Origin of the sequence: Hymenobacter amundsenii, assembly GCF_002204745.1 — a bacterium.
Lineage (GTDB): Bacteria > Bacteroidota > Bacteroidia > Cytophagales > Hymenobacteraceae > Hymenobacter > Hymenobacter amundsenii.
Genome location: NZ_NIRR01000002.1, coordinates 103,276 through 116,825 on the forward strand (window position 1 = coordinate 103,276; position 13,550 = coordinate 116,825).

Consider the following 13,550-nt stretch of genomic DNA (forward strand, 5'->3'; position numbering starts at 1 on the left):
GAATAAGTGACTCGGTGAATGCGTGCGGGGAAATTACGGGATGTTTCAGGCAAGAGCAGGAATGTCGTTATTTGCCCAAGCCATTATTGGTGCAAGTGCTGCTACTTTCACGCATTCACCGAGTCACTCCTTCACTCCTTCACCGCCATGCCCGTCGCTCGTCCGTTCAACTTTCAGCAGTGGATTGATGACCACCGCCACCTGCTCAAGCCGCCCGTGGGCAATCAGCAGGTGTTTACAGATAATAAAGACTTCATCGTGATGGTAGTGGGCGGCCCCAACGCCCGCAAAGACTACCACGTGGACGAGGGCGAGGAGCTGTTCTTGCAGCTCGAAGGCGATATGGTGGTCAAAATCATCGAGGACGGAAAACCCGTCGACATCGAGATAAAAGCCGGCAGCATGTTTCTGTTGCCCCCCGGCGTGCCCCACTCGCCCCGCCGGCCGGCTGGCTCGGTAGGCCTGGTGCTGGAGCGCTACCGCGCAGCCGGGGAGCTCGACGGCTTCCAGTGGTACTGCGAAAACTGCGGTAATAAACTGTTCGAGGAGTACGCCGAAATCACCGACATCGTGGCCCAGCTCCCGCCCATCATGGACGGTTTCTGGGCCTCCGATGAGCACCGCACCTGCACCGTTTGCGGCACTTATATGGAAGCCCCGGCGGTAGCGGTGAATGAGTGAAGAAGTATAAATGGCCTCTCATGCTTCGACTCCGCCTCCGGCTGCGCTCAGCATGACGGTTATTTTATCCTCATCCACCCGTTCACTACCTCACTCACCACTTCACCGCCGCCCTCGTGCTCACCATCGATATCCATACCCACATCCTGCCCGAGCGGTGGCCCGATTTGCGGGAGCGGTATGGCTACGGGGGCTTTATCCGGCTCGAACACCACCGGCCCTGTTGCGCCCGCATGCTCCAGGACGATAAATTCTTCCGCGAAATTCAGGACAACTGCTGGGACCCGGAGGTGAGGATGCGCGAGTACGACCAGTTTGGGGCCCAGGTGCAGGTGCTGAGTACAGTGCCCGTCATGTTTAGCTACTGGGCCAAACCTGCCGATGCCCACGATCTGAGCCAGTTGCTCAACGACCATATTGCCGGCGTGGTGCAGCGCTATCCCAGCCGATTCGTGGGCCTGGGCACACTACCCATGCAGGCCCCCGAGCTGGCGGTGCGCGAGTTGGAGCGGTGCCGCGAAATCGGGCTGGCGGGCGTCCAGATCGGTACCCACGTCAACGACTGGAACCTCGACGCGCCCGAGCTTTTTGCCGTGTTCGAGGCTGCCCAGGAGCTGGATATGTGCGTGTTCGTGCACCCCTGGGACATGATGGGCCAGCCCCAGATGCCCAAGTACTGGCTGCCCTGGCTGGTGGGCATGCCTGCCGAAAGCAGCCGGGCGCTGTGCTCGCTCATTTTCGGGGGCGTGTTCGAGCGGTTGCCCCGGCTGCGGGTGGCGGTGGCCCACGGCGGCGGCTCGTTTCCGGCCACCATCGGCCGCATCGAGCACGGTTGGCAGGTGCGCCCCGACCTGTGCGCCGTCGACAACGCCCGCAACCCCCGCGAGTACCTGGGCCGCTTCTGGGTCGATTCGCTGGTCCACGATGCCCGCGCCCTGGAGCTGCTGGTGCAGACGCTCGGAGCCGATAAAGTGGCGCTGGGCACCGATTACCCGTTTCCGCTGGGCGAAACCGTGCCGGGCCAGCTCATCCGCTCCATGGCCTACGCGCCCGATGTGCAGGCCCAACTGCTGGGCGGCAACGCCCTCGACTGGCTGGGGCTGGCGGCCCAAGGGCAGTTGGCCAAAATCATGGCGGCGGCCGGCTAGGTGCCCGACCGTAAGCGTGGTATCTTTGCCTTAATGACGTTTGAACCCACCCTCGACTTTGCCCGCCAACTCGATGCCCAGGACCCGTTGCGCGATTTCCGCCAGCAGTTCCTGATTCCACCCGGCCCCGACGGGCAGGGCGAGTGCCTGTATTTCTGCGGCAACTCGCTGGGTCTGCAGCCGCGCACCGCCCGGGCCGCCGCCGAAGCGCAGTTCGCCAACTGGCAGAACCTGGCCGTAGAAGGTCATTTCAAGGGCGATTCGCCCTGGCTGCCCTTTCACGAGCGGCTGCAAGGGCCCTCGGGCCGCGTGGTGGGCGCCAAGCCCCATGAGGTGGTCGTGATGAACAACCTCACCACCAACCTGCACCTGCTGCTCATCAGCTTCTACCAGCCCACCGCCACCCGCTACAAGGTGCTCATGGAAGGCGGTGCATTCCCATCCGACCAGTACGCGCTCGAAACGCAGGTGAAGCTGCGCGGCTTCGCCCCCGACGACGCCATTGTGGAGCTGGAGCCCCGGGCCGGCGAGCACACGCTGCGCACCGAGGATATCGTGGCCAAGATCGAGGAGCTGGGCGACTCGCTCTGCACCATTATTATGGGCGGGCTCAACTACTACACCGGGCAGGTGTTCGATATGGAAGCCATTACGAAGGCCGGCCACGCCGCCGGGGCTATGGTGGGCTTCGATCTGGCCCACGCCGCCGGCAACGTGCCCCTGCACCTGCACGACTGGGACGTGGATTTCGCCTGCTGGTGCTCCTACAAGTACCTCAACTCGGGGCCCGGCGGGGTGGCCGGCGCCTACGTGCACGAGCGGTTCGCCGAGCGGCCCGAGCTGCTACGCCTGGCCGGCTGGTGGGGCCACGACGAGGAAGAACGATTCCAGATGAAAAAGGGCTTCAAACCCATGCACGGGGCCGCCGGCTGGCAGCTTTCCAACGGCACCGTCCTCTCGATGGCCGTGCACGAGGCCGCCCTCAAAATTCATGACGAAGCTGGCGGCATGCCCGCGTTGCGCCGCAAAAGCGAGCTGCTGACTGGCTACCTGGAGTTCTTTATCAACCGTCTGGGTCTCACCGCTGAGCAGCTCGAAATCATCACGCCCCAGGACCCTGCCCAGCGTGGCTGCCAGCTCTCGATACTGGTGCACCGCAACGGCCGCGACCTGTTCGACCACCTGATGGCCGTAGGCGTTATCGGCGACTGGCGCGAGCCCAACGTCATTCGGCTGGCCCCCACGCCGCTCTATAATACGTTCGAAGACGTGTACCAAGTAGGCCAGGTATTAACCGAGTGGGCCGCTCGCCAGTAAGTTATCAGTTGCCAGTGTCCAGTTTATATGCTATTCTGGTAACTGGCAACCGGACGCTGGCAACTGAAAATTCTGACAACTGAAGAGAAATGACCGAGGATTACGCGGCGAAAATGGGCCGCAAAACCGTTGCTGAGCTGCACGAATACGTGGAGCAGCGCTACCAGTACCGCGAAGAGGCCGTGCTGGCCGCCCTCGCGGAACTGGACCGCCGCGGTACGCCCGAGCCCAACGCTGAGGCCCTGGCCGCCGAGCTGCGCCAAAGCCAGCAGGAAACCGAGCGCCGCGAAAGCGCCGCCCGCACCGAAATAGATGCCCAGGACCAAGCCCGCCGCGTAGCCCGGGGTGAAACCAGCCCCGAAACGGCCCCGGAAACTGGTCCGGCCCTGTACTCGCTTGGGGCCATCACCATCTTCTCGGTGCTCTTCAGCATGATTGCCGGGGGCGTGATGCTGGCCCTGAACCTGCGGACGCTGCAAAAAAACCGCGCCGCCCTCTGGGTGGTGGCGTTCGTGGTGGCCTACCTGGTAGGCGGCGGTTACTTGCTGATTTGGCTTAAGGGCCAGTACGGCGACCAAGTGAACTGGCTGGGCTCGTTTTTCAACCTGCCCGCCATCTTGGTTTACAACCTGTATTTCTGGCCTCGCTACATCGGGCGCGGCCCCTACCGCAGCCGCTCCTGGGTGCGCCCGCTCCTGATTTGTGCCTTGCTGCTGTTGGGCCTCTACTACATAGCGGCCAGCGTACCAGGCGCTTTACCCACGATGCCGACGGGTGTATAAGCGCCCGTCCGACGGCTACCGCCAAACCCGTCCGTTGCCGCCATGCCCCTGACGCTGCTTCCCCTGCCCGCCGCCGAAGTGCTCCTCGATGCCGCTTTCCTGGCCCCAGCCGAAGCGGATGTCCTGCTTACCGAACTCACGGCTAGCGTTGCGTGGCGGCAGGAGCCGATTAAGCTGTTTGGCAAGCAGGTGATGCAGCCCCGGCTCACGGCCTGGTACGGCGACCCGGCCGCCACGTACCGCTACTCGGGCCTGCAACTGGAGCCGCTACCCTGGCTGCCGATCCTCCAAAACCTGCGTGAGCGGGTAGAAGCCGCCGCCGGCACCCGCTTCAACAGCGTACTGCTCAACCTCTACCGCTCGGGCCAGGACAGCATGGGCTACCACGCCGACAACGAGCCCGAACTGGGCCTCGCGCCTGCTATTGCCTCCCTTACGCTTGGGGCCACCCGCACCTTCCGCTTCAAACCCCGCCCAACCATTACCGCCGCGGCCCTGAGTCTGCCGCTCACCTCGGGTAGCCTGCTGCTCATGCGCGGCCCCACCCAGCAGAACTGGCTGCACTCGCTACCCAAAACGGCCCGCCCCGTCGGCCCCCGCCTCAACCTCACCTTCCGCTGGGTTGATAGGGCTTGACCATTAGGGGCTAGTTTCTAACATATGGTGCCCGGAAATCGGGAAGGAAATGGTAAAACACAACCAAAAACGCCCCCGCAACAACAGTTGCGGGGGGCGTTTCAGTATCTACCTAATCCTTAAGGCTTAAGCCCTGCTATTGTAGATCGAAGCGCAGGCCCAGGTAGCCGAGGCGGCCAATCTGGGGGCCGCCGAACACTTGGGTGTTATTGGCGTCGAAGGCGTTGGAGATGCCGGCCTGGAACGTGGTGCCCCACTTCGGTACCAGGTAGCCCAGGTAGGCGTCGGTGGTGCTGTAGTCGGAAATGGTGCCCACGGCGAAGGGCATTTCCTGCAAGTGGCCCTGCACCCAACGGTAATTCACCGAGTACGATAGGTTGCCGACCTGACCGTTGGCTCCCACGTTGTACTTATGCTTGGGCGTGTTGAAAAACGTCTGGAAGCCGGCTGGCAGCTTGCTCCGGTCAAGCACGTTGAGCGAGTAGTTGCCCGTCAGGTTGAAAGCGCGCATGAAGTAATAAGTCAGGCCCGCCGTCACGCCCTGGGTACTTACCTCTTGCTTGCTGTTGAGGTAGGTGTACAGCACGCGGGTCGGCTTGGTCTGGTCGGCGTAGAGCGTGGAGTAGCCGGCGGCCAGTTGCTGAGTGGTGGGGCGGCTGCCGTCGGTGTTGCCCACAAACAGCTGGGTACCGATAAACCCATCGTAGCGGCTGCGGAAGTAGCTCACGTCGGCGTACAGGTTGGCGATGAGGGCGCCTTTGTAGCCAATTTCGGCCGTCTTTACCTTTTCCAGCTCCAGGGGGGCAATGTTGTACTCGTAGCTTTTGAGCAGGGTAGGGTTGGCCGCGGCCGCACCCAACGTCTGGGGCGAGGCAAACAGGGCGGTATTGTAACCCTGGAAGCCGTTGCCCACATTGCCCAACAGCACGCCAGTGCCAATGTCGCTGAACAGGTACTGCTCCGGCTGCGAGGGCGAGCGGAAGGCTTTGCCGTAGCTGGCGCGGAAGTTATGCTGCTTGTTTTCGCCCAACGAATACACCGCCGAGGCCCGGGGCGAAAAAGCTGGCTTAAAGTTCTTGAACTCATCGACCCGACCAGCAAACGCCAGCTTCAGGCGCTCCTCGAATACGGTCTGGGAAAGCTGCCCGTACGCGCCGTACTCGTAATTGAGAATGCGCTTACCGTCGCGGTCAGAAAAGAGTAGTCCCTTCGAACCCAACCGATACTGGCGGTAGGCCCCGCCCACTACTAGGTTGGTACCGGCCTCGCCGAGCGTGAACACGCGCTGGGCGCTGACGTCGTGCAGGTAAGAGTTGAAATACTGCTGGGCGCCGGTTGTAGCGTTCCGGTCGTCGATAATCCGCGACCGTAAAGTACTGAAGCGCGGGTCGGAGGGCTTGAGCTGGGTGGCGTTGGCTGCCGCCTGCGCCGTAGCCAGGGCAGCAGCCTGGTTCTGGCCGGCCTGCCGGGCCTGGCTGTAAACGGCGTTGTAGGTGCCGTAGAACAGGTTCTGGTAGCTCAGGTTGCCTCCTTCGGTCGTTGGAGCCCGTTGAATCAGGGAGCCCAACTGGTTGAACTCATAAGAGTTGCCCGAAAAGTCCTCCGTGGTGTAAGCCCGGATAAAGCCCTTGCTGCTCTTAAGTTCGAGCCGGTACTGGTTCGAGCCCAGGCCCTTCACCCGGAAACGGCTCAGGTTCTGGTAGGTAGCCGTACCCTCGGCGTGCTTGGCGTCGGCGGTCAGTTTCAGGTCGTCGCGGAGCAGGTACGATACCGTGCCCTGCACCCGGTACGAGGAGGTGCGGTTGTCGCCGGCAATAAGCTGCTGCTCCGTGAAGCCGGGCAGGTAGGCCGTTTTGCCGTACAGCTCGGGGTTGGTGCCGCCGGGTAGCTGCTGGTAGGGGTTGAACGCGTAACCCACTTCGCCGTAGCGGTTAACGGCGTTGTAGCCCAGCGTCGAGCCGGCAGGGTTCACCGAACTCTGGGTGGGCCCGTAGTTGGTGGCCAGCCAGTCATCGGCCCGGAACGCGCTGCCGTTGATTTTAATAGCGAGCTTTTCGGTCAGCTTCTTGGCGTAGCGCAGCTGCCCGTCGAGCAGCTCGCGCTGGCCGGCGCGCAGGCGCACGCTCAGGCCCTCATACACGAAGGGGTCTTTGGAGTTGAACAGGATAACCCCGCTCAGGGCGTTGGCGCCATACAGCGCCGAGGCCGGCCCATGAATAATTTCGATGCTCTCCATATCGAGCTCCGGAATGCCCACCAGGTTGCCGGGGCTCAGGTTGAGCGAGGGCAGCTGGGTGTCCATGTAATCAACGAGCTGGATAACGCGCTCCGATTTGGCCGTGTTGAAACCCCGGGTACTCACGCTGGTAAACAGCATGGAGGCCGAGCTCACGTCGAGGCCCTTCACCTGACCCAGGCCGCTGAGCACCTCCGGCGTGGTGATGCGCTCAATCTGCCGGGTCGAGAGTTTATCCACCGTTACGGGGGCCCGCAGGATGTTTTCCTCGATGCGCGAAGCCGATACGATGGTTTCGCCCAGCAGCGTAGCACTGGGCTTCACTACCACGCTGATGGCCTGGTCGGGGCCCTGTAGCAGCACCTCGCGGGTATCGTAGCCCACGTACGAGATGACCAGCGTTACCGTGCCGCCGTCGAAGGCCGTGTTTAGCTGAAAGTTGCCCTGCTGGTCGGTGCTGGTACCAATGAAGGTGCCTTTGATAAAAACGGTGGCCCCAGGCAGACCCTCACCTTTTTCGGTCAGCACCTTGCCGGCCACTAGTTTCTCGCTGGGGTCGGGGTGGGTGTAGCGGCCGTGCGCCGGCCGTTCGGCTGCCGGAAGCGTGGCGGCAGAAGCCAGGGGCGGCAGCAGTGTAGTAGCCGCCAAAAAAGACAAAGAGGGGTAGAGGTGTTTCATGCGAGCACGCGAGGCTGAAGGGGTAATGGAGGCTACAAACCTATCATCGGCGGGCAGGCAGTGTGGTGTTTTTCGGTGAAGACTGTATAAAAGCGGGTGGATGACGACTTTATTTGGGACAAATCCACCAGAGCCTGTTTCATTTTAGGATGAAATGTCTCGAAGTGAGAAAACGGTTGGTAAACAAAAGAGGGTTTCTTCACTGCCTGGCAGTGAAGAAACCCTCTCAACAAGCACGGCCATTGGCCGCTTCAGACTACTTTATATCCAACTGCAACCCCACGTACAGCAACCGGCCAATCTGGGGGCCACCGTATACCTGAATATTGTTGGAGTTGAAGATGTTGGAGCCGCCACCCTGAAGCGTAAGGCCCAGCTGCGCGAAGTTGTAGCCCAGGTACGCATCGGTGGTGCTGTAGTCGGTGAGCTGGCCCACGGCGAAGGGCGTGCCGTACTCGTGGCCCTGCGCCCAGCGGTAGTTGAACGCGTAGCTCAGGTGGCTAACCAGCGTGCCGCTGGCACCCACGTTGTACTTGTGCTGGGGCGTATTGAAGTACGTCTGGAAGTCCGAATCCTGCCCGGCGGTGCCGTCCTGCACGTTGAGCGTGTAGTTGGCGGCCACATTCAGAAAGGGCGCGAAAGCGTAGTTCAGCCCAAAGGCAGCGCCCTGGGAGCGTACCTGCTGGTTGGCGTTGGTCCACACCTGCAACACGCGGGTATCGGAAGAGGCCTCCTGGAAGGGCGACTGCGGGGCCACCCGAGCGGCTTCGGCCGTCAGCTGCTCCACGCTGGGGCGGCTGCCGTCGCGGTTACCGATAAAGCGCACGGCCCCGATGAAGTCGTTGTAGTAGTTGCGGTAATAGTTTACGTCGAGGGCCAGCTTATCCGTCAGGGCACCTTTGTAGCCTACTTCCAGCGTGCTCAGGCGCTCCAGTTTCAGCGTAGCCAAATCGATGGCCGGGCCGGGCCGGCCGTTCACGATGCGGTAACCCTGGAAACCGTTGTCTACGTTGCCCAGCAGCAGCACCTGCCGCACATCGAGCTGAATGTACTGGTCGAGCTGCGTGGGCGAGCGGAAGGCCCGGCCGAAGCTGGCCCGGAAGTTATGCTGGCGCGTGGCGCCGGCCGAGTACACCACCGAAGCCCGGGGCGAGAAAGCCGGTTTGAAATTCTTGAAATCATCGATCCGGCCGGCCAACGCAAGCTTCAGGCGCTCATCAGCCAGTTTCTTGGTGAGCTGGGCGTAGCCGCCGAGTTCGTGGTTCTGGATGCGGCCTTCACCGTCGCTGAACAGGTTACCGTCGGAGCCCAGGCGGAACTTGCGGTAGGCGCCGCCCACAATCAGGTCGGCCGTTTCGGCCAGCCGGAAGTTGTACTGGGCATTGCCCTCGTTGAGCAAGGAGCTCGGGTTGAGCCGGGCCCCGCGGCCGGGCGTGGCGTCGCCGATAATCTGGTTGCGCAGGTTGCGGAAATCGGCCGAGTTGGGGTCGAGCTGGTAAGGTGCCTGGCTAACCAGGGCAAACGCCGCTTGCTGGGCCTGCGCGTCGTTCTGGCCCTTGCTGCGGGCCACGGCGTACTCGCCCAGGTAAGCACCGAAGTAGCGCTGCGCGTACGTAGTGCCCGCGCCCGTGCCGATGGGGGCGTTCTGAATGAACGAGCCCAGCAGGTTCAGGTCGTACGACTGGTTGCCGAAATCCTGGATCGACTGCCCCCGCACAAACCAGCGGGCGCCCTTGATTTCGCCGTGGTACTGGTTGGTACCAAAGTCCTTAAACCGGTAGCGGCTGGAGCTCTGGTAGCTGGCTGTGCCGCGGCTGTAGTTGGCCCCCACCGTCATCTTTACCGAGCTGGTGAGCAGGTAGGAGAGGGACGGGTGAATCTTGAGCGACTTGGCCTGGTCGTCGCTGCCGATCAGGGTTTGCTCGGTGAAGCCAGGCATGAACAGCGTTTTGCCCCGCAGGTCGGCGAAGGGGTAGTTGGCGGGCACCGTAAACGCCACGTCGCCGTAGCGGTTCACGGCCTCGTAGCCGAGCGTCGAGCCCTGGGCGTTGTTGCGGCCATCTACCCGCAGGTTGGTAGCGGCGTAATTGCTGGCCAGCCAATCGTCGGCCGTCAGGTAAGCCCCCGTCACCTTAAAGGCGAACTTGTCGCCCAGGCGTTGGGCGTAGCGTATTTGGCCATCGAAGAGGTGGCGACCGCCGCCGCGCACGCGCAGGCTCAGGCCCTCGCTCACGAAGGCGTCTTTGGAGTTCTGCAGCACCACCCCGTTGAAGGCGTTGGCACCGTAGAGGGCCGAGGCTGGTCCGTGGATGATTTCAATGCTTTCAATATCGAGCTCGGGCAGGCCCGTCAGGTTACCCGTGTTCACGTTCAGTGAGGGCGACTGAGTGTCGAAGTAGTCGGTGAGCTGCACGAGGCGTTCCGATTTGGGCGAGTTGAAGCCCCGGGTGCTGAGCGAGTTCATCAGCATGCTCGTGCCATTCACATCAATGCCTTTGAACTGGTTGAGGCCCACCTGCACATCGGGCGGGGGCAGGCGTAGCACCTGCTGCGAGGTGATCTTCTCTACCGTTACGGGGGCCTGCAGAATATTTTCTTCCGTCCGCGAAGCCGAGGCAATCATTTCCGTGGTCTGGGTCGGGTTGAGCTTGAGCTGCACCTTAATGCCGTTATCGGGCTGGGTTAGCGTTACTTCCCGGGTAACATAGCCCACAAACGACACGGCCAGCGTAACGGGACCATTGCTGAAATCGGCCCGTAGCAGGAACGTGCCGTCGCGGTTGGTGCTCGTGCCAATAAAGCTGCCCCGGATGAAGATAGTCGCGCCGGGCAGCGGCTGCCCGGTTTCGGTCAGCACGGCGCCGCCCACGGCACCCATTTCCTGCGCCCAACCGGCCAGGGTCTGTCCCAACAGCAGTAGCAGAATAAGTAAAAAGCGGTAGTGTTTTCGCATGCGAGAATAGTACAAAAAATGAAAAATGCCCCTTCCGCTAGAAAGGGGCACAAATGTATGGTAAGCAAAGCGAATATCCAACTTTCAAGTGGTTGACACCGATAGAGTTGAACCTTTTTTAACTTGTACTTAGGCAGGAAACACAGTGCAGAGAAAATAGCCAGCAGGCCAGCAATATCATGCGTTAATAGCGTATATCGGTAGGACCATAAAGCCAGGGGCAGTGCTCATCGCCTACCAGATAGTTGCCAATGCACAGCACGTTGCCCGTACTCGTTGCCACTGCCGAACTGCGGTAAGCGGCCATGGGACGCGCCCTGTTCGGTTGCCGGGGCGGATTGTATACTGCGATGAGGCGCACCAGCCGATGACGCTGCCGGGCCCGACGATGACGCGCAAACTTTCGGATTAGGCAGGACGAAACAAAAGTATGATTTAGTAGCATCGGCTCGTGATATCGGTTCAGGGCAATCATTTTATAATACAAAGTACGGCAAGCTCCGGGTTTTTGGATTGCCCTTTAGGTCCAACCGGGGGTACTTCCTCGCTCAACGTACCCGAATGCTCGGCCAACGACTGGCTACCATGTTCTGATGCCGGCAGAATCGGTTACCTTCGGCCTTTTGCTCCGCTTCCTCTTCTGTTGCTGCCATGCTTGCTTCTACTCATTCTGCCGCCTCGGAGCCTGCCGAAACTCTCACCGTAATGGGTGGCGGACTGGTAGGCTGCCTATTGGCGTTGTACCTAGCCCGGCACGGCCATTCGGTTGAAGTGTTCGAGCGCCGCCCCGATTTGCGGGGTAGTACTACGGTAGAGGCGCGCTCCATCAACCTGGCCCTTTCCGACCGGGGCTGGCGGGCCCTGGAAGGGGTTGGCATTGCCGAAGCCGTGCGTGAAGTGGCTATTCCGATGCGCGGGCGCATGATGCACGACGCCGCCGGCCAGCTCACGTTTCAGCCCTACGGCCAGGCCGGGCAGGCCATTTACTCCGTGTCGCGGGCGGGCCTGAACCGGCGCATGCTCGATCTGGTGGAGCAGGAGCCCAACGTGCGGGTGCAGTTCAACCAGCGCTGCCAGCACGTCGATGTGCGCCGCCGCCAACTGGAACTACGCGACGAAACCACCCGCGAAACCCGTACCGTGCCCTACCAGCGCCTGTTCGGGGCCGATGGGGCCTACTCGGCCGTGCGCGCCGCCTTGCAGCGCACCGACCGCTTCAACTACTCCCAGCACTACCTCGACTACGGCTACAAGGAGCTCACCATTGAAGCCGGCCCCGATGGTAGCTGGGCCTTGGAAAAAAATGCCCTCCACATCTGGCCCCGGGGTCAGTACATGATGATTGCGCTGCCCAACCTCGACGGCTCGTTCAACTGCACGCTTTATTTTCCCTACGAAGGTCCCAACTCCTTTGCCGCCCTGCAAACGCCCGCGCAGGTCCGGGCCTTTTTTGCCGAGCACTTCGCCGACGCGCTGCCCCTGATGCCGGCCCTCGAAACCGAGTTCTTCGCCAACCCCACCAGCTCGCTCGTCACGGTGCGCTGCTTCCCCTGGACCTACGCCGACGATGTGCTGCTGCTTGGCGACGCCTCCCACGCCATTGTGCCTTTCTATGGCCAGGGCATGAATGCCGGTTTCGAAGACTGCACCGTGCTGGCCGAACTGCTCGACCGCCACGGCAACAATTGGGAGGCGTTGCTGCGGGAGTTTGAAACCAGCCGCAAGCCCGACGCCGACGCCATGGCCGACCTGGCCGTCTATAATTTTCACGAGATGCGCGACCGGGTAGCCGATCCGCGCTTTCTGCTCCAGAAAAAGATAGAAGGTAAAATATCGGCCCAGTACCCCGATAAGTGGTTGCCGCTCTATTCCCAGGTGACGTTCTCGCACCTGCCCTACGCCGAAGCCCTGGCCAACGGCCAGGCCCAGGAGCAGATCATGCAGCGCCTCATGCCCTCCATTACCACCGAAGCCGACTACGAGCAGCCCGAAGTGCAGGCTTTGGTGGCGGCCGAAATGGCCCAACGCCCCTAATTCCAGCGCCTAGAGGAGTTATTTTCTGATGCCAGTTTGGGAACTCGCCTGCTGGCCACTCGCCTGCTAGCTTCCATTTGGGGGCAACGGAAAAACCGTGTCCTTCTCAAAGTGGGAAAGCAGGGATGCGCATTGGTATTTAACTTGGTTGGTAAGGGCAGTAATTGTAGCTTAGCTACGGACTTGATTCAGCCAGTAACCCAAATCGTCCGGCAACCCAAACTGCCAGGCGGTTACGTTAGTTGCTATATTGGTCCTACGGCCGTGCAGTACGCGGCGGGCCGTTTTATCGTTTCACTTCGCTCTGCTATGCCTACGCCCGCTACCCCCCTGACCTGTGCTATTATTGATGACGAAGAAATCAACCGGCTAACGCTGGAGCACTACATCTCCCTCACCGACTCGCTGCAATTGGTGGAGTCGATGGATGATGCCCTGCAGGGGCTGAACTATTTCCGGGCCGGTAACCGGGTCGACGTGCTGTTTCTGGACGTGCAGATGCCCCAGCTCAACGGCCTCGACTTGCTGCGCATCCTGCCCGACCCACCCATCGTCATCCTGACCACGGCCCACGAGGATTTCGCCGTCGATGCCTTCGATTTGCGCGTGACCGACTACCTGGTAAAGCCCTTCGATTACGCCCGTTTCAGCCGGGCCGTGCAGCGGGCCCTGCAGCAGCACGAGGCCCCCGTAGCCGCCAGTGTGGTGGCTCCCGCCGCCCCCGCGGTGGCTCCCGACAACGACCTGTTCGTGAAAGTGAACAGCAAAATGGTGCGCATCAATTTCGACGAAGTGCTCTACATCGAAGCTTTGTCCGACTACGTCATCATCGTTACCGACAAGCAGAAGTACATCGTTTATACCACCATGAAGTCGTTGGATGCCCGCCTGCCCTTTGACCACTTCGTGCGTGTGCACCGCTCCTACATCCTCAACATGAAGCGCATTGAGGCCATCGAAGACGGCTCCGCCGTGGTGCCCGGCGGCCAGCACGTGCCGATTGGCAAGTCCTATCAGGAAGCCTTTTTCAGCAAGCTAAATCGGATTTGAGTGCCAGGGTAAAGGGATAAGAGAACGTCATTCTG

9 protein-coding genes are annotated in these 13,550 nt (G+C 61.4%); 7 read left to right on the forward strand and 2 right to left on the reverse strand.

Features of this window, described 5'->3' with window-relative positions:
- Window positions 1–147: 147 nt before the first annotated feature.
- From CDA63_RS02570 to CDA63_RS02590, 5 genes are all read left to right on the forward strand, one after another.
- Window positions 148–681, forward strand: coding sequence for a 3-hydroxyanthranilate 3,4-dioxygenase (locus CDA63_RS02570; RefSeq protein ID WP_088462884.1), 534 nt, complete (start codon window positions 148–150; stop codon window positions 679–681).
- Window positions 682–797: 116 nt separating this feature from the next.
- On the forward strand, window positions 798–1,829 hold the full coding sequence (locus CDA63_RS02575; RefSeq protein ID WP_088462885.1) for an amidohydrolase family protein: 1,032 nt from the start codon (window positions 798–800) through the stop codon (window positions 1,827–1,829).
- 33 nt (window positions 1,830–1,862) lie between these two features.
- Entirely contained in the window at window positions 1,863–3,146 is a 1,284-nt protein-coding gene (gene kynU, locus CDA63_RS02580) for a kynureninase (RefSeq protein ID WP_088462886.1), read from the forward strand.
- Window positions 3,147–3,235: 89 nt separating this feature from the next.
- Window positions 3,236–3,928: a magnesium transporter CorA family protein gene (locus CDA63_RS02585; protein ID WP_088462887.1), complete on the forward strand. Its 693-nt coding sequence runs from the start codon at window positions 3,236–3,238 to the stop codon at window positions 3,926–3,928.
- 42 nt (window positions 3,929–3,970) lie between these two features.
- Complete coding sequence (locus CDA63_RS02590; RefSeq protein WP_088462888.1) at window positions 3,971–4,564, forward strand: alpha-ketoglutarate-dependent dioxygenase AlkB family protein; 594 nt, start codon at window positions 3,971–3,973, stop codon at window positions 4,562–4,564.
- 136 nt (window positions 4,565–4,700) lie between these two features.
- Here the strand turns inward: CDA63_RS02590 and CDA63_RS02595 are convergent, their stop codons facing one another.
- A complete protein-coding gene (locus CDA63_RS02595) occupies window positions 4,701–7,478 on the reverse strand; it encodes a TonB-dependent receptor (RefSeq protein WP_088462889.1) in 2,778 nt (925 codons plus the stop codon).
- A gap of 256 nt (window positions 7,479–7,734) precedes the next feature.
- Window positions 7,735–10,431: a TonB-dependent receptor gene (locus CDA63_RS02600; protein ID WP_088462890.1), complete on the reverse strand. Its 2,697-nt coding sequence runs from the start codon at window positions 10,429–10,431 to the stop codon at window positions 7,735–7,737.
- A gap of 651 nt (window positions 10,432–11,082) precedes the next feature.
- Between CDA63_RS02600 and CDA63_RS02605 the strand changes: the two genes are divergently transcribed.
- Together CDA63_RS02605 and CDA63_RS02610 are read left to right on the forward strand one after the other, a co-directional pair.
- On the forward strand, window positions 11,083–12,465 hold the full coding sequence (locus tag CDA63_RS02605) for an FAD-dependent oxidoreductase (protein WP_088462891.1): 1,383 nt from the start codon (window positions 11,083–11,085) through the stop codon (window positions 12,463–12,465).
- A 309-nt stretch (window positions 12,466–12,774) separates the two neighbouring features.
- Window positions 12,775–13,515, forward strand: a complete 741-nt coding sequence (locus CDA63_RS02610; protein WP_088462892.1) for a LytR/AlgR family response regulator transcription factor — start codon at window positions 12,775–12,777, stop codon at window positions 13,513–13,515.
- Window positions 13,516–13,550 lie beyond the last annotated feature (35 nt).

Excerpts from the sequence above, each read along its gene's own strand:
- CDA63_RS02570 (WP_088462884.1), top strand. The coding sequence starts at position 148 with ATGCCCGTCGCTCGTCCGTTCAACTTTCAGCAGTGGATTGATGACCAC.
- kynU (WP_088462886.1), top strand. The coding sequence starts at position 1,863 with ATGACGTTTGAACCCACCCTCGACTTTGCCCGCCAACTCGATGCCCAG.
- CDA63_RS02585 (WP_088462887.1), top strand. The coding sequence starts at position 3,236 with ATGACCGAGGATTACGCGGCGAAAATGGGCCGCAAAACCGTTGCTGAG.
- CDA63_RS02590 (WP_088462888.1), top strand. The coding sequence starts at position 3,971 with ATGCCCCTGACGCTGCTTCCCCTGCCCGCCGCCGAAGTGCTCCTCGAT.
- CDA63_RS02595 (WP_088462889.1), bottom strand. The coding sequence starts at position 7,478 with ATGAAACACCTCTACCCCTCTTTGTCTTTTTTGGCGGCTACTACACTG.
- CDA63_RS02600 (WP_088462890.1), bottom strand. The coding sequence starts at position 10,431 with ATGCGAAAACACTACCGCTTTTTACTTATTCTGCTACTGCTGTTGGGA.
- CDA63_RS02605 (WP_088462891.1), top strand. The coding sequence starts at position 11,083 with ATGCTTGCTTCTACTCATTCTGCCGCCTCGGAGCCTGCCGAAACTCTC.
- CDA63_RS02610 (WP_088462892.1), top strand. The coding sequence starts at position 12,775 with ATGCCTACGCCCGCTACCCCCCTGACCTGTGCTATTATTGATGACGAA.